The sequence below is a fragment of the Nocardia sp. NPDC058058 genome (assembly GCF_042885355.1).
GTDB lineage: Bacteria > Actinomycetota > Actinomycetes > Mycobacteriales > Mycobacteriaceae > Nocardia.
Genome location: NZ_JBHVSA010000002.1, coordinates 1,616,433 through 1,631,986 on the forward strand (window position 1 = coordinate 1,616,433; position 15,554 = coordinate 1,631,986).

Here is a 15,554-nt window from a genome sequence, read left to right on the forward strand (position 1 = left end):
AGCGCTTCCCCATGCGCCACTTCCCGCAGGTACCGGGGCCGGAACTGCGACTGCTCTTCCACTGCCTGCCCGAACCCTTCGGCGGCTCCAGCGACCGCGAACTGCTTGCGATGGCCCTGGGCGCGACGCTTTACGTGCCCGCGACCCGCGACGACCTCACCGCCACCATCGTGCGCCGGGCCGAACGCGGGGTCTGCTCCATGGTCATCGACCTCGAGGACGCCGTCGCCGACCACGACCTGGAATTCGGCAAGAAGCAGGCCGTCGCCACGCTCGACGAACTCGGCGCGGGCACCGCCGCGCATCCGCTGCTGTTCGTGCGTGTGCGCGATGCCGAATCCGTCGGGGAGATCGTCGCCGCGCTCGGACCGGGCGCGCGGGCGCTCACCGGATTCGTCTTCCCCAAATTCGACAGCACCTCCGGCGCGAAATACCTCGACGCCCTGGATCGGGCCTCGGAAGTGCTGGGGCGCACCGTCTTCTGCATGCCGGTGCTGGAATCGCCCGCACTGGTGCACCGCCAGACCCGCGATCTGGAACTGCATCGCATCCAGGACATGCTCACCGCGCGCCGGGACAGCGTGCTCGCGGTGCGCATCGGGGCCACGGATATGTGCTCCACCTTCGGAATTCGGCGCGATCGCGACCTGACCATCTACGACGTGCGCGTGGTGGCCGACGTCATCGCGGACATCGTGAACTACCTGGGGCGAACGGACGGAACGGGATTCACCATCACCGGGCCGGTATGGGAGTACTTCGCCGATCACGAGCGCATGTTCCGCCCGCAGCTGCGCACCTCGCCGTTCTCCGAAGCGGACGCTGTGCCGTTCCGGCAGTACCTGGTCAGCCGCGACCTGGACGGGCTGCTGCGCGAGATAACCCTGGACCGCGCCAACGGAATTCAGGGCAAGACGGTTATCCACCCCTCCCACGTGGCGGTGGTGCATGCCCTCTCGGTCGTCACCCATGAGGAGTACTCCGACGCCCTCGACATCCTGCGCGAGGATTCCGGCGGTGTCGCAGCCTCGGAGTACCGCAACAAGATGAACGAGATGAAGCCGCACCGCAGCTGGGCCCGCCAAACCATCCTGCGCGCCCGCGTATTCGGAGTCACCAACAAGGGCGTCTCCTTCGTCGACCTACTGAAAGTGCTGGTGGCATCGTGAGCGCGCGTCCCGAGGGCACAGTCACCACCGAGCCCGCGACGTCCGCCACCGAACCCTGGGCCACCCGCGAACTCGGCCTCGGCCTGCGCCACGGCGACTCCCACGTCCCCGCCCCCGCCTGGGACATCCCCGACCTCATCGAACCCGGCCTGCGCCGCAACCCCCGCCGTGCCCACCTGCTGGTCTCCACCGTCCTGGGCAAACACCTCCCCACCGACCCGCACCGCGTCATCGACGCCGGAAACCGCCTGGGCGATCTGGTGCTGGAGGCGCTCGGCGACAGCCCCGCGGTTGTGCTCGGATTCGCCGAGACCGCAACGGGACTGGGGCATACGGTCGCCGCGCGGATCGGTGCGCGGTGCTATCTGCACTCCACTCGGCGTGATGTGCCGACCGCCGTAACCCTCACCGGGTTCGAAGAGGGGCATTCGCACGCCACCTCGCATCTGCTGCAGCCGATGCCCGCCGAGATCTTCCGCAATGAGCTACCCATGGTGCTCATCGATGATGAGATCTCCACCGGCGCAACGGCTTTGGATGCTATTCGCGCGTTGCACGCGTTCACTCCGCGCCCGCACTACATTCTGGCTTCGCTGGTTGATATGCGCACCGACGCGGACAAGGCCGCCTTCGCCGCGACCGCCGCCGAGCTCGGTGTCGAGATCGATGCGGTGTGCCTGGCGGCTGGGGAGACCCTCCTTCCCGCCGGACTGGTCGAAGCCGTTGCGGCGCTACCGGATCCGGAGCTGAATCCCGTCGCCGCGGTTCGCGGTGAGTTCTCGCGCCTCGAACTACCCTGGTCCCGAACGGTTCCCGAGGGTGGCCGGCACGGAATTCTGGAGTCCGATACCCCCGCTTTCGAGGCCGCTGTCTCGATCGCGACCGCGGCACTGCGCGACCATCTCACCGAACTTCCCTGGGGCAGTGAGCGGATCGCGACCGCTCCCGAATCGGTTGATCAGGCAGTGGCGCACGTGGATTCGGTTGAGGCCGAGCCTGCTTCCGCAACCGTGTCCGATCGGTCCTCGGCTGCGGCCGCGAATGGATCTTCGCTTCGGCCGGTGATCGTGCTCGCGCATGAGGAGCTCATGTACTTGCCGCTGCGTCTTGCGGCGGCGCTGGCCGATGGGGGAGTGGCGGCGCGGTACCAGACCACCACGCGGTCACCGGCCTATGTGCTGGATGAGCCCGGGTATCCGTTGCGGCGTGGGTTCCGTTTCACCGCACCGGAACTCGGTGAGGACGCACCGCGCTTCGTGTACAACGCGCAGTGGCCCGAGCCGATCGCTGTGGAGCCGATTCTGCTGGTTGTGATCGATGAGCCCGCCGATACCGAGCGCCTCACCGAGGCCGGCGGCCTGATCGATGTGCTGACCGCGTCCGGTGCGGATGTCGTGCTGGCCGTGCTGCCGGGCGTCGATCCGCAGGCGTTGCAGGCCATTCGCTCCGCCGGTGCGGTAGTCGTAGCACCTTCCGGGGCCGAGCGCGTGCTGCCGGAACCGTTGCGCGGACCCGAGTTCGGGTCGTATGCGGCCGATGAAGTGGCTTGGCTGTTGAAGGATTTGTCGGGGGCGGATCTGGAAGCCGATGTGGCGGAGCGGGAGCGGCGGATTCAGGCCGGGGTCGCGCATTACGCGGAGTCGCTGCCGGTGGAGTATCAGCCGGATGCCGCCTATCGGGAGCTGTTCGACAAGGTGCTCGCCGAGAGCGCGGAGCGGTTGGCGCTGGCGGTGGCGACCGTTTCCGAAGTCGTGATGGCCGAGCGCGGGAACGATATCGTGCTGGTGTCGCTGGCGCGGGCAGGGACACCGGTCGGGGTGTTGATGCGGCGGTGGCTGGCCACCCGCGGCCTGGATGTGCCGCATTACGCGGTGTCGATCGTGCGGGATCGCGGCATCGACGCGGTGGCGCTGGATTACCTTGCCGTGCATCATGATCCGGCGAATATCGTGTTCGTGGACGGCTGGACCGGCAAGGGTGCGATCACCCATGAGCTGGCCGAGGCGCTCGACGCGTACGCCGCCGCGGGTGGTGCACGGTTCAATCCCGAGCTGGTCGTGCTCGCCGATCCGGGCGCGTGCGTGCGCACCTACGGCACCCGCGACGATTTCCTGATCGCGTCGGCCTGCCTGAATTCCACGGTGTCCGGCCTGGTTTCGCGCACGGTGCTCAATGACACGCTGATCGGCCCCGGCGATTTCCACGGCGCGAAGTTCTACGCCGAACTCGCCGCCGACGATGTCTCCGGCCGCCTGCTCGATGCCGTCACCGCGGCCTTCGATACGGTGCGCCCGCAGGTCCCCGCGCAGGTCGAAGCGGTGCTGGCTTCCGATCGCACCCCCACCTGGGCGGGTTGGGCCTCGGTGGAGAAGGTGCGCGAAGCGTACGGCGTCGCCAGCGTGAATTTCGTGAAACCCGGTGTGGGAGAGACGACCCGGGTGCTGCTGCGCCGCGTGCCCTGGCGGGTGCTGGTGCGCGAGGCGGATGCCCCCGAGCACGCGCACATCCGCATGCTGGCCGCCGCCCGCGATGTCCCCGTCGAAGTGGTGCCCGATCTCGCGTACGCGTGCATGGGCCTGATCAAGGATGTGGCCGAGCAGTGACCGGACGGAAGCTGCTGTCGCGCAGGGAAACCCTGATCGCGACCGATCTCGACCGCACCATGATCTACTCCCGCAACGCATCCCGCGATGCCTCGGGCGCGACCCCGGACCTGCCCGCGGTGTGCGTCGAGCACTACCAAGGCGCACCGCTGTCGTTCATGACGGTTATCGCCACCGAACGCCTGCGATCCCTCACCGAGATCGCCGCGGTCATCCCGACGACTACGCGAACCATCAAGCAGTTCAAGCGAATCGGCCTGCCCGGTGCGCCGTGGCGGTACGCCGTCACCACCAATGGCGGCAATATCCTCGACAACGGCGTCCCCGACACCCGCTGGCGCAGTTCACTGGACGCCGAGGTGCGCTCGGGCAGCGCCACCCTGTCGCAGGTGAACGCCGAATTGCTTGCCCGCATAGACGATTCCTGGGCGACCAAGTTCCGCGTAGCCGACCACCTCTTCAACTACCTGGTGGTGGACCTGGCCCGGCAGCCGGCCGATTTCCTGGCCGAATGGGATGCCTGGTGCCGCGCGCACGGCTGGTCCGCCTCGCAGCAGGGCCGCAAGATCTACTCCATGCCAGATGCGGTGTGCAAGAGCCGTGCGGTGGCCGAAGTCCGTCGCCGCCTGCGGGATTCGGGCGAACTCGCCCCGGCGGCGCGGCTGCTGGCCGCCGGTGACGGCGCCCTCGACGCGGAAATGCTCCGCGCCGCCGACGCCGCCATCCGTCCCAGGCACGGCGAACTCGAACAGCTCGGCTGGACCAGCCCCAATCTGACGCTCACCGCGTCGGCGGGCATTCTCGCCGGTGTGGAGATCCTGGACTGGTTCCTGGCCGGTGCCGCGCTGACGACCCCCGAGCCGGTGCTCTCCTAGCGCCAGATGCCGAACAGCCCGTTCGCGTATTCGGTGAGCGCGTTCTGCAGGAACGGCCCGAAACTCACCCGCGCCACACCCAATTCGGCGAAGTAGGCGCGTCCGTCCTGCGCCGGGATGCCGATCGAATTGACCGGCAACGGCAGTTCGCTGGTGAGCCGCCGCAGCACCTCGGGCTCATGCCGTCCCACCGGGTACAGCACATCGGCCCCGGCGGCAGCGGCCAGTTTCATCCGCTCCAGCGCGCTGTCCAGTCGTTCGGCCGGTGTCCCGGTATCGGGCCGCATGAAGACATCGGTGCGCGCGTTCACCACCAGGTGCACGCCCGCCGCATCGGCCGCCTGCCGCAATTCCCCGACCAGATCGGCATGCTCCTGCGGCTCCCGCAGCCGCTTGCCCTCACTGTGCACGGTGTCCTCGATATTGAGCCCCACCGCCCCGGCCTCCAGCAGCCCATCGACGAGCGTGGCGGCCTTCTGCGCATACCCGGATTCGATATCCACCGACACCGGAATATCCACCGCCGCGGTGATCTCCCGAATCCGAGCCGTCACCTCGGCAAAGGTCATCCCCTCGTTATCCGCCCGCCCCAGCGAGTTGGCCAGCGGATGACTACCGACGGTGATCGCCGAGAACCCGGCCTCCTGCACCAACTTCGCGGACCACGCATCCCACACGGTAGGCAGAATTACCGGATTCCCCGGCTGATGAAGTGCGAGAAACGTTTCGGCTTGCTCCTTCAGAGTCATCCCACGATCCTGCCCTTCACACGTGAACGGCGAAAGGCGGCCCGCGTCACTCGCGTGCCGCAGGTGTTCGCGCACCAGCTCGATCCGCTGCTGATCCCGGTCCGTTCCGCGCGCGGCCAGGAACGCGATCAGATGTGCCGGCGATGCGACGGGGAAGCCGAAGCCGGTGTCCGCCGCGGCGACCAGTTCGGGCCAGGGCACGGCGTCGTATTCATAGGTGGCGTCGATGATCGCCGTACCCCGTCGTGCGCGCAGATAGAACCGCCCGGTCAGCGTCCCCGGGCACAGTGGCGGCCGAACTTCGTCCTGCCAGGAGTGAATTCGCCAGCCGTGTGTGATCAGGGTGTCGGCAAGAGCGTCGAGATCGGCCGGTTCGACAATGAGATCGCAATCGTTGACCGGCACCGCGTCCCCGTATCTCAGGTGCAGTGCGAAGCCGCCGATGACCACGAACGGGACACCGCGCGAACGTAATTCGCGCAGCATGTCCGAATAGTCTGTGAGATCGGCGGTCATCTAGGCGGTCCGGAGCAGCACATCGGTTTGCGGATCCCAATCGGCGCAGAGGTTTCCGTTGGCGTGGTGGATCAGCTTGTAGACCACGCCCGAGTGGTGCCGTTCCTTCATGAGTCCGTAATCCGAGGTCTCGAAGGTGACGTCGACGGCATCACGCCAGCGCAGGCGCAGGTTCCAGTAGTAGTACCCGACGGTGTGCCGCAGCGGGGCGAATCCGGCGGCGGGTTCGGTGGCGGCGGGCCACACCTGATCCAGCAGCGTTTCGATCGGCACCCGGTCCTGTTCGATCAATCGCAGCGGTGCGTTCGGGCGATAGAGATCCGCGAGGCGGGAGAACTCCCGGAACACCACGTCGGTGACGCCCAGTTCGCGTGCCCACGCCAGATAGTGCTCGACACCGGCGAGGTCGTGGATTCCACTCGCCTGGACGATGCACACCAGCCGAACCGGCATGGCTGCCACCACATCTCGCACCGTGCGCTCGAAGACAGCATTGTCCGCGACCGGCTTTCCCTTGCGGAAGCGCATGATTCGATCATTGACCTGCTGATCCGGGTGGTGACGGGATACTTCGGCGCGGGTCAGCCCGAACTCGCGCAGGCGCGGAATCAACCGGGCCCCATGGGTTTCCCGGGACAGTCCCGCGGTGTTCGTGTACAGCACCTTCTCGGTGATCGGTCCCTCGTGCGCGTCGATCAGGGCCAGTACCCGCTCCAGCCAGTCCGGGTCATCGGTCGATTCCAGTCCGGAGAGCGAGAGACCGAACGGCAGGCCGCGCAATTCCCGCAGCGAGCGCGCGAGACCGTCGAAATAGTCCGGCCCCGGCCGCAATCCGGCCGACAGGACGGTGGCGTCGCGGTGCCGCAGGGTTTCCGAGCAGAAGACGCAGCGGGCCGAACAGGGTTGGGCGGAAGCGAACGGGGTGAAGGTCAGCGGCAGGGAGAAGGTGTGTTCGCGATCGCCGATGCGGTGCGTGACGAGTTCGGCGCCTTCGCCGATCCGCTCGTCGATGTCGACTCCCGGAAACCGAATCTCCGTGGCGGTCATGGTTGCCTCCCCGTCCTACTGTATTAGTCTTAATGACTAAAATAGGCCGAGAATTTGGATACGTCCAGGGTGAAGCCGATCTCAATCGCCGGTGACCGCGGTGCGCACTCGGTCGATCGCCGCGGCCGTATCGGGGCCGAGTGCGGACACCTCCAGCTGATGACCGGGTGATACGCCGAGGGTGAGGAGGCGGGTGAGGCTGTCGGCGGGGACTGGTCCCGTTCCCGTGGTGGCGTTTCGGAGTTCTACGTCGACGTCCAGGTCGCGGAGCGCGGCGATGAGTTCGGCGGCGGGGCGGGCGTGTAGGCCGTGGGGGTCGGTGACCTCGAAGGTGGTTATCGTGCGTGCGGTCTGGGCGGGGTGTGTGGTGGTGGTGACGGCCTCTGCTTCGGATTCCCGGTGTGAATCGTTATTGCCGAGTTGGGCGAATTTGGCTTCGAGGGCGTGTTCGGCCTCCCGCGCAACCTGCTCCAGGTTTGCGCCACCACCCGCCGTCGCGAGCGCGGCGATCAATCCCTCGACGAAGGGTGCGGCGCAGAGGCGAACGCGCACGGGGGATTCCAGCAGTTCCAGGGCCGTCTCGGCGGAGAGTATCGCGCTGCCGAGATCCATCAGAACGAGGACGCCGTCGCCGCTGTCGGCGGCGGTGACGGCCTCGGCTACGGCCAGCGCGTCCGTGCCGAGTTCGTTTTCGTATGTGCCCGCGGCGATTTCGATGTGTATCGGTTGCTCGGGGAGTAGTTCGGTTGCGAGGGCTACCGCTGCGCGGGCGAGTGGGCGGCTGTGTGAGACGACCACCAGGCCGATCATCGGAGTGCCCGGCGGGCGGCGCGGAGCAGGAGGGCGGCGCTGGTTGCGCCTGGATCCTGGTGTCCCGCACTGCGTTCACCGAGGTAGGAGGCGCGGCCCTTGCGAGCGATGAGGGATGTGGTTGCGTCCCTGCCGGATTCGGCGGCGGCGAGCGCCGCATCCAGGGCGGCGATCTCCGCCGCGCCCACGTCGGGGGTCGAGTGGTCGGTGAAGGCCGCCGCCTCCTTGGCCAGTGCGTCGGAAGCAGGGGCCAGGGCGTCGATCATGGTTTTGTCGCCGGGTTCCGCTTTGCCGCGGGCGATGACCCCGTCGACTCCGGCGCGGAAGGCGCGGGCGAAATCGACCAGGCCGGTGGAGGTTTCGGGGTCGTCGCCGAGGGCGGTCGCGAGGCGCAGGAAGAAGGTTCCGTACAGCGGGCCGCTCGCGCCGCCGATGGTGCGGATCAACACCATGGCGGTCTGCTTGTAGATTTCGGCCGCCGTCGCGGGTGTCGAATCATCCAGTGCCGCAACGGCGGCCGCCATGCCGCGCCGCATATTGGTGCCGTGGTCGGCGTCGCCGATGGCGGCGTCGAGGGTGGTCAGTTCATCGGCGTGTGCGTCGATCAGTGCCGCGAATTCGCGTATCCAGGTCGCCGCGTCGACCCGCATCAGATGCCCCAGCGCAGCGCCGGGGTGCGGACCGGTGCGTCCCACAGGGTGGTGAGTTCCTCGTCGAGGCGGGTGAGGGTGACCGAGCAGCCGGCCATATCGAGCGAGGTGATGTACGAACCGACCAGGGAGCGTTCGATTTCCACACCCTGACCGCGCAGTAGTCGAGCCACTTCGTCGAACATGAGGTACAGCTCCAGCAGCGGTGTGCCGCCCATGCCGTTGACGAAGCAGAGCACCCGATCGCCCCGTTGGAACGGCAGATCGGTGAGGATCGGCTCGGCCAGCATGGCGGCGATATCGCGGGCGGGAGCGAGCGGGACGCGGCGGCGGCCGGGTTCGCCGTGGATGCCGATGCCGATTTCCATCTCGTCGTCGCCGAGTTCGAAGGTGGGATGGCCGACGGCCGGGACGGTTCCGGAGGTCAAAGCCATTCCCATACTGCGTGATTCGACGCTTACCCGGGTGGCGATGCCCGCCACCTCGATGAGCGGCCGCCCCGCCGCCGCCGCGGCCCCGGCCATTTTCTCCACGACTACGGTGGCCCCGACCCCGCGCCGCCCGGCGGTGTAGAGGCTGTCCTGCACGGCCACATCGTCGTTCACCACGACGGAGATCACCTGGACCCCCGTCTCGGCGGCCGCGAGTTCGGCGGCCATCTCGAAGTTCAGTACATCGCCGGTGTAGTTCTTCACGATGTGCAGCACCCCCGCCCCGGCGTCGACGGCGGTGGTGGCGGCCAATATCTGATCGGGAACCGGTGAGGTGAAGATCTCGCCGGCGCAGGCGGCGTCGAGCATGCCGTGGCCGACGAATCCGGCGTGCAGCGGTTCATGTCCGGAGCCGCCGCCGGAGACCAGGCCCACCTTGCCCGGAACGGGTGCGTCGGCGCGAATGATCAGCCGCTGTTTGGCGTCGACCCGCAATTCGGGGTGCGCGGCGGCCATTCCCGCCAGTGCCGCGTCGACCACCTCGGCCGGGTTGTTGATGAGCTTCTTCACCGAATCGTCTCCTCCGCAGCCAACGGCGTCAGGCGGTCGCGTCCTCTTCCAGTGTGCGCGCCAATTCGATATCGGTGACCAACTGCACCATCAACTCCCGTAATTCGCAGTCGGGCAGGTGGTGCGCCGCGAATTCGAAGGGTTCGGAGACATCGAGTCCACCGCGGGTGGCCTCCAGGATCACCCACGGGATGCCGACGTCGGCGACGCCGAGACGGTCGCGCACCAGATCGGTGGTGTCCTCGATCAATCCGGTGCGGGCGGCGACGGCGGCGGTCATCTGTTCGTCGAGTTCCACCCGGCGCGCCTCCAGCGCGCCCAGATCCGCCCCGATCTCCTGGGAGACGGTGGTGCGCACCGATCCGTCGTCGAAGACCTGGAAGCCCTCGTTCACAGCCGTTGTGCCGAGCGCGATCTCGGCCTCGGCGAGATCGGGCAGTGTGCGCAGGCAGTCCAGCACCGCGTCCAGCGCCACCACGAGCCGGTCTCGAATGTCACGGCGGTGCAACAATTCCTGCTCGGCTTGTTCACGTTCGGTGAGCACCTGTTCCACCGCGCGCCCGATCTGGAATGCCATGGCGGTGGATTCCGGCGCCCAGCCGCCCTGCGGCACGAATTCGCCCTCGCCGGGAGTAATGGTGTCCAGGAAGCCGTTCACGGCGTCGAGGAGGTCCTCGAGTTGGTTCCGGGACACGGCGGGATGCCGGAAGGCGCGCAGATACTGTTCGTGCGCTTCCGCGGGTTCTACCTCACCGTCGCTCACGAATCCGATCCTGCCACGGGTGAGCGGCGCCGCGTAGTAATGGCAGCAAACCTCTGGCGTGCCCTGTGCGGTGTGCCCCGGGCGGTGTCGGTCACGCGCTCAGTAGCTCTGCTGCCCGCCCAGTTGCTGGGTGACCACGCTCTGGATGCGCTGCAGGCCGGTCGGGGTGATGCCGCTCTGCAATTGACCCTCGATGGTGCGCACCAGATGCGAGTCGTCCAGGATCTTCTCGCTGGACTGGATGAGCACCGTCCCCGCGCCGGTGAAGTCGAATTGCCGTTCCTCGCCGGAGTTCACGCCGAACCGCGCGGCCCCGGCGGCCAGGAAACTCGAAACCCAGCGCTGGTCGTAATGATGGCTCGGTGACGGGCAATCGGCCCAGCCGACGAGCGCTTCGGGATCCACCCGCAGCGGCGGTTCGGCGAACATCACAGGTCCGTTGGAGGATGCCAGGAACCTGCCGGTGCCGATGAGCGTTAGAAAACCAGGAACGATGGACTGATTCAGCGACAGACCCGGTTCGAATGCCAGCAAATTCGCGGCACGGATGGTGAGATTGCCCTCGTCCAGGTCGTAGGAGTTGATGTTGTAACCACGATCGCCGATGATCAATTTTCCGTGACCTTCGGCAATCACGTAGTCACCGGTGAATAATGGAGCTGAAAACTGTTGCGACACCATGTGTAGCAACCCGCCCTGCAGTCCATGAGTCAGCGCCCGGAACTCCATTTGCCCGTAGTAGGCGATCATCGCTCCCCGGCGCATGAACCACGGTTGGCGCAGATCGATGCTGTAGGCATAATCGTTGCCCGGAAGATTATCGCTTTCAACAAGATTCATCGGATTGAGAAGGGTGCTCATGGCAGTCTCACAGCTTCTGTTCGGAGGCTTGCACGTACACGACGCCCTGGCCGGCGCAGTGCAATTGCATAGCCTCACCGGACCCGCGGCCGACCGCGTCCCGCCAGCTCAACGCGGTTTTCAATTCCGTCTGCACATTCCCGTAGGCCGCTACGAAAGCCTGCGGGTCGACCACGACGGGATACTGCCCGCCGACCGGTAGTTCGAAGAACCCGCCGTGCGCGAGCAAGACGGCACTGCCCTGCCCGGACAGCTGGGTGGTGAACATGCCCGCGCCGGTGAGCATTCCGCTCGCCGCGCCGCGCAGCGCGCCCATCAGGCCGCCACCGCGACCGCCCGAGCCGCCGCCCGAACTCGCCACCGAGACAACCGAACTCTGTAATCCGGCGGTACTGGCGAGCAGCCGCGAGGCTTCCACGCGCAGTACCGCGCCCGGCTGCATCTGCACCACGTGGGTCTCCAAACCCGCGAAGCCGTAATGCACTTCACCGTTGCCCTGCGCCAGCATGGTGCGCTCGTGCTCACCGGCCATCATGCGACCGGCCATACCGGCGAGCCCGCTCATACCGCCCATCGCGCCCGCACCCGGCACCTGATGCGGGGAGAACGACACATCGCCGGTGTAGAAGAGCATGGCCCCGGTGCGCGCGATCACACCACCGGCCTGCGCGACATTGACCTTCACGACTTTCGCGTTGACCTGTTCGAACATGTTCTCGCCCCTACCGTTCGGCGGGCTGGATCAACACCACGCCCTGCCCGTCCCAGCGCAGCGAGAACGCCTCCCCGCCACCCTGACCCATCACATCGCGCCACGACACGTCGGTGACGAAGGACTGATTCAGATTGCCGCGCGCGGCCACGAACGCATCCGGATCGACCACCAACGGGTATTGCGGCGACACCTCCAGATGGATCAGCGGCCCGCCCGCGGACAGCAACGCCACCTGTCCCTGCCCGCTCACCGTGGTGGTGAACAGGCCCGCGCCGGTGGTCGCGCCGCGCAGACCGGCGAAACTCACATTGGTGCGCAGGTTTCCGGCGAACGCCAGCAGCTGCTGCGACTCCACCTGCAAGGTCTCGTTGTTGATATCCACCACGGTCACGTGCTGACCGTTGACCGCGAAGAACACCCGGCCCTGCCCGGAACACTCCATGAGCGAGAGCGATTCGCCGGTCGCGCGGCGTTTGATGCCCGCGACCAGGCCGTCACCGCCGCCGAAACCGGCGCTCTTGAACTGCACGTTGCCCTCGTAGGCGACCATGGACCCGGAGATCGCCCGCAGGCTGGTGCCGGACAGGTGCGCCTCGATCACCTTTTTGGACTTCTCGAACAGCTGCGCCAATGGATTCCCCGTACTCGAAACTTGCGGGCAACCCTAACCGATCGGGTGGCCGCCCGTGGTCGTCTATTTCTCGTAGAGTGGCAGCGACAACACCGACAAGCGAAGGGTCGACCTTGTCCGCAGCATTGGTGAAGGGCCAGAACGGTCCTTTGAATGTGAACGATGTGGTGATCAGTGTGCAGATCGCCGCGCCCGCGGATCTGTCCGCACTCCTGGTCACCGAGCACGGCAAGGTCCGCTCGGACGCCGATTTCGTGTTCTTCAATCAGCCCAGCGGGCCGGGGGTGAACCTGCAACCGGGTTCATCGGGCCAGCCTGCCGCGCTGGTGATCTCGCTGGGCGCGGTGCCCGCCGGGATCGAGCAGATCCGGGCCGTGATCACCCTGGACGAGGCGGGCAATAATTTCGGCCGGCTGCCCGCACCGGTCGCGGTGGTCTCGGACCTCGGTGGAAACCCGTTGTTCGAGTACCGGATCGAGGGCCTGGACACCGAATCCATCGTCATCGCGCTGGAAGTGTATCGGCGCCAGGGCGGTTGGAAGGTGCGCGCGGTCGGACAGGGCTATGCGGGCGGATTCGCCGCGCTGGTCACCGATCACGGCGTGCAGGTGAATCAGGCGCAGTCCCAGCCGGCCCCGGTCGCCGCGCCCGCGGGCGGATACGCGGAGCAGTCCGCGCCGGCCGGTGGCTATCCGCCGCCCGCGGGCGGCTATCCGCCTCCGGCACAGGGTTATCCGCCGCAGGGCAGCGCGGCCCCGCCCGCCTACAGTCCCGCCACCGATCCGAGCGCGGATCGCGATCTGCCCAAGGGGCAGTCGGTGAGCCTGGTCAAGGGTCAGCGCATCAATCTGCGCAAGGAGGGCGGCGGCGCCCTCACCTACGTGAAGATGGGCCTGGGCTGGGATCCGGCCAAGCGCGGCGGCATGTTCGGAAACCGCGCGCCCGATATCGATCTGGACGCCTCGGTGGTGCTGTTCGCCGATATGAGCCCGGTCGATGTCGTCTACTACGGCAGCCTGGCCTCCAAGGACGGCTCGATCCGGCATCAGGGCGATAACCTCACCGGTGAGGGCGAGGGCGACGACGAGGTGATCGTGGTCGACCTGACCCGCATCCCGACGCACGTCACCACGCTGCTGTTCATCGTCACCTCGTACAAGGGGCACACCTTCGAACAGGTGGCGAATGCGTTCTGCCGCATGGTGGACGGCACCAACAACGCGGAATTGGCGCGCTACACGATGACCGGCGGCATGTCCTTCACCGGCATGGCGATGGCCAAGGTCTACCGCCAGGGCGGCACCCAGGATTGGAAACTGGAAGCCCTCGGCGAAGGCTTCCAGGCCAAGCACCCGGGTGAAGCCGTACCCCAGCTGGGGCGCTTCCTGCACTAGCCCCCGTCATCCCGGCGCGCTTTTGGCCGGGATCCACACCTTCGGCGCATGTACTGCGCGGTGTGGATCCCGGCCAAAGACATGCCGGGATGACGGAAGGGGTTGTCGCGCTAGGTGACTACGGCTGGGCGCGGCCTCAGCAGCGGCGGCAGCCAGGGCTGGTCGGGGTCGGGGGCCCTGTCGAGGATGCCGCCGGCCGGATCATCGACGCCGTCGCGGCGGATCGGATCCTCGCCCGGATGATAGATCTGCCGAATGATCAAGCCGCACAGGATGATCACCGTGATATCGCGGATCGCGACGGTACCGGTGAACCACTGCTCGGGTATGCCCTTGTGATCGGTGCCGAGGTAGTAGTACATCCGCGGCACCCACACCAGCGCGTCGATCGTCATCCACGCCAACAGGATTCGGCGCTGCGGTAGTGCGAGCACGGCCAGCGGCACCAGCCACAGCGAATACTGCGGGCTCCACACCTTATTGGTGAGCAGGAACGCCGCCACCACCAGAAATGCCAACTGCGCCAGGCGCGGTCGCCGCGCGGCGGTCAATCCGATCCAGCCGATGCCCGCGCACGCGGCGATGAACAGCAGCAGCGACACGCTGTTCAACATGGTCGGGGTTTCGGCGGAACCCAGCGCCCCGTCGAATCCCTTCCAGCCGGTGAACGAGGTGATGACGTTGTACACCGAATCCGGATCGGCGTGCCGTTCGGTATTGAGCCGGAAGAACTCTCGCCACCCCTTGCCGTAGAGCACCGCGATCGGCGCGTTCACCGCCAGCCAGGTGATCACCGCCCCGGCGACCGCGGTCAGGCCCGCCCGCAGCGGACGCATTCCGCCCCAGACATTCTCACCCTCGTGCCAGCGCTCGGCGCGCAGGCACAAAATCAGGATGGGGCCGAGCAGCAGCAGCGGATACAGCTTCGCCGCACCGCCCAGGCCGAGCAGTATGCCCGCCAGCCACGGCCGCCGCCGTCCCCACGCCAGCAGGCCACCGGCCGCGAAAGCCGTTGCCAGGGTGTCGAAATTGGTGAACGCGTGCACCAGCACCAGCGGTGACAGCGCGACCAGCGCGGCATCCCACACCCGGCGTCCCGCCAATTGCGCTGAGGCCCAGACGGTTATCAGCCAGGCCACCGCCAGACCCACCGCGACCACATTGAAGTAGATGACCACTTCCAGCGCGCCGGGCAGGTGGGATTGCTTCCAGGCCTTGGCGATTCCCATCGCGCCGTACTGGTAGAGCCCGGATACCACCGGATACTCCATGTACCGCGTCTGCGGTTTGCCGTCCGCGCCGAAGTCGGTCCACTGCTTCTTGTACGGGAACGCGCCCTCGTTCAAATGTTCCGCGCCGTACAGCGGCACGGTGTCCGAGTAGCACATGGCCACGTATTGGCGGCCGTTGTTCCAGTCCAGCCCGATACCGCCGGAGCCGTCGGGGGCCTGTTGAATACAGCCCGCCTTGCCGAACCAGCTGAATGCCAGGAACAGCACCGCGAACGCCAGCAGCACCCGCGTGGGCGTCCAGAACCGCACCCGCCCGATGAGCGCGTGATCCCCGACCGGTCCGCCGATCAGATCGCACAGCTGCGCGGTCAGGGTATCGGTGCGGCTGGGCTTGTCGCGGTCGTCGGCGGATCGCAGATCGGCTGCCAGCGGTGCGGGGGAGACGTATCGCACCGGGGCGGACGGGCCGGGTTCCGGTGCGCCACCGGCCGGCTCGCCGAGGGCGGCCGACCGGTGTGTCACTTCCTGCTCGATCACG

14 protein-coding genes are annotated in these 15,554 nt (G+C 67.1%); 4 read left to right on the forward strand and 10 right to left on the reverse strand.

The features are described from left to right. Positions 1 to 11 precede the first annotated feature (11 nt). From ACFVUS_RS22100 to ACFVUS_RS22110, 3 genes are read left to right on the forward strand one after another with little or no spacing between them, the layout of a single operon-like run. Entirely contained in the window at positions 12 to 1,169 is a 1,158-nt protein-coding gene (locus ACFVUS_RS22100; protein ID WP_387770097.1) for an HpcH/HpaI aldolase/citrate lyase family protein, read from the forward strand. Continuing rightward, positions 1,166 to 3,772, forward strand: a complete 2,607-nt coding sequence (locus ACFVUS_RS22105; protein WP_387769134.1) for a phosphoribosyltransferase domain-containing protein — start codon at positions 1,166 to 1,168, stop codon at positions 3,770 to 3,772. Before ACFVUS_RS22100 ends, ACFVUS_RS22105 begins: the two co-directional genes overlap by 4 nt. A gap of 59 nt (positions 3,773 to 3,831) precedes the next feature. Then, positions 3,832 to 4,647 (forward strand): HAD family hydrolase, encoded by an 816-nt coding sequence (locus ACFVUS_RS22110; protein ID WP_387770100.1) that lies wholly within the window; start codon positions 3,832 to 3,834, stop codon positions 4,645 to 4,647. Here the strand turns inward: ACFVUS_RS22110 and ACFVUS_RS22115 are convergent. The 9 genes from ACFVUS_RS22115 to ACFVUS_RS22155 all read right to left on the reverse strand — a co-directional run bounded on the left by ACFVUS_RS22115 (position 4,644) and on the right by ACFVUS_RS22155 (position 12,390). Further along, positions 4,644 to 5,396, reverse strand: a complete 753-nt coding sequence (locus tag ACFVUS_RS22115; RefSeq protein ID WP_387770104.1) for an isocitrate lyase/phosphoenolpyruvate mutase family protein — start codon at positions 5,394 to 5,396, stop codon at positions 4,644 to 4,646. The genes ACFVUS_RS22110 and ACFVUS_RS22115 overlap by 4 nt on opposite strands. Positions 5,397 to 5,912: 516 nt before the next feature. Continuing rightward, positions 5,913 to 6,959: a radical SAM protein gene (locus ACFVUS_RS22120; RefSeq protein ID WP_387769137.1), complete on the reverse strand. Its 1,047-nt coding sequence runs from the start codon at positions 6,957 to 6,959 to the stop codon at positions 5,913 to 5,915. Between the two features lie 81 nt (positions 6,960 to 7,040). Next, complete coding sequence (dhaM, locus tag ACFVUS_RS22125; RefSeq protein WP_387769140.1) at positions 7,041 to 7,757, reverse strand: dihydroxyacetone kinase phosphoryl donor subunit DhaM; 717 nt, start codon at positions 7,755 to 7,757, stop codon at positions 7,041 to 7,043. Positions 7,758 to 7,765: 8 nt separating this feature from the next. Beyond that, positions 7,766 to 8,419, reverse strand: a complete 654-nt coding sequence (dhaL, locus tag ACFVUS_RS22130) for a dihydroxyacetone kinase subunit DhaL (protein WP_387770107.1) — start codon at positions 8,417 to 8,419, stop codon at positions 7,766 to 7,768. After that, positions 8,419 to 9,420, reverse strand: coding sequence for a dihydroxyacetone kinase subunit DhaK (gene dhaK, locus ACFVUS_RS22135; protein ID WP_387769143.1), 1,002 nt, complete (start codon positions 9,418 to 9,420; stop codon positions 8,419 to 8,421). Before dhaK ends, dhaL begins: the two co-directional genes overlap by 1 nt. A 28-nt stretch (positions 9,421 to 9,448) precedes the next feature. Then, complete coding sequence (locus ACFVUS_RS22140; protein ID WP_387769146.1) at positions 9,449 to 10,183, reverse strand: hypothetical protein; 735 nt, start codon at positions 10,181 to 10,183, stop codon at positions 9,449 to 9,451. A 99-nt stretch (positions 10,184 to 10,282) separates the two neighbouring features. After that, the gene (locus tag ACFVUS_RS22145) at positions 10,283 to 11,044 is read right to left on the reverse strand and encodes an AIM24 family protein (RefSeq protein ID WP_387769149.1); all 762 of its coding nucleotides are present in this window, start codon (positions 11,042 to 11,044) and stop codon (positions 10,283 to 10,285) included. Between the two features lie 7 nt (positions 11,045 to 11,051). Continuing rightward, entirely contained in the window at positions 11,052 to 11,756 is a 705-nt protein-coding gene (locus ACFVUS_RS22150; RefSeq protein ID WP_387769152.1) for an AIM24 family protein, read from the reverse strand. Between the two features lie 10 nt (positions 11,757 to 11,766). After that, the gene (locus tag ACFVUS_RS22155; protein ID WP_364636552.1) at positions 11,767 to 12,390 is read right to left on the reverse strand and encodes an AIM24 family protein; all 624 of its coding nucleotides are present in this window, start codon (positions 12,388 to 12,390) and stop codon (positions 11,767 to 11,769) included. A 113-nt stretch (positions 12,391 to 12,503) separates the two neighbouring features. Here ACFVUS_RS22155 and ACFVUS_RS22160 point away from each other — a divergent pair, with 113 nt between their 5' ends. After that, positions 12,504 to 13,784, forward strand: a complete 1,281-nt coding sequence (locus ACFVUS_RS22160; RefSeq protein WP_387769156.1) for a TerD family protein — start codon at positions 12,504 to 12,506, stop codon at positions 13,782 to 13,784. 110 nt (positions 13,785 to 13,894) lie between these two features. Here the strand turns inward: ACFVUS_RS22160 and ACFVUS_RS22165 are convergent, their stop codons facing one another. Further along, entirely contained in the window at positions 13,895 to 15,469 is a 1,575-nt protein-coding gene (locus tag ACFVUS_RS22165; RefSeq protein ID WP_387770110.1) for a glycosyltransferase family 87 protein, read from the reverse strand. Positions 15,470 to 15,554: the final 85 nt, after the last annotated feature.

Bases quoted from the DNA above. Each gene is read 5' to 3' on its own strand.
- ACFVUS_RS22100 (WP_387770097.1), top strand. From the start codon at position 12: ATGCGCCACTTCCCGCAGGTACCGGGGCCGGAACTGCGACTGCTCTTC.
- ACFVUS_RS22145 (WP_387769149.1), bottom strand. From the start codon at position 11,044: ATGAGCACCCTTCTCAATCCGATGAATCTTGTTGAAAGCGATAATCTT.
- ACFVUS_RS22115 (WP_387770104.1), bottom strand. From the start codon at position 5,396: ATGACTCTGAAGGAGCAAGCCGAAACGTTTCTCGCACTTCATCAGCCG.
- dhaL (WP_387770107.1), bottom strand. From the start codon at position 8,419: ATGCGGGTCGACGCGGCGACCTGGATACGCGAATTCGCGGCACTGATC.
- ACFVUS_RS22150 (WP_387769152.1), bottom strand. From the start codon at position 11,756: ATGTTCGAACAGGTCAACGCGAAAGTCGTGAAGGTCAATGTCGCGCAG.
- ACFVUS_RS22110 (WP_387770100.1), top strand. From the start codon at position 3,832: ATGATCTACTCCCGCAACGCATCCCGCGATGCCTCGGGCGCGACCCCG.
- ACFVUS_RS22120 (WP_387769137.1), bottom strand. From the start codon at position 6,959: ATGACCGCCACGGAGATTCGGTTTCCGGGAGTCGACATCGACGAGCGG.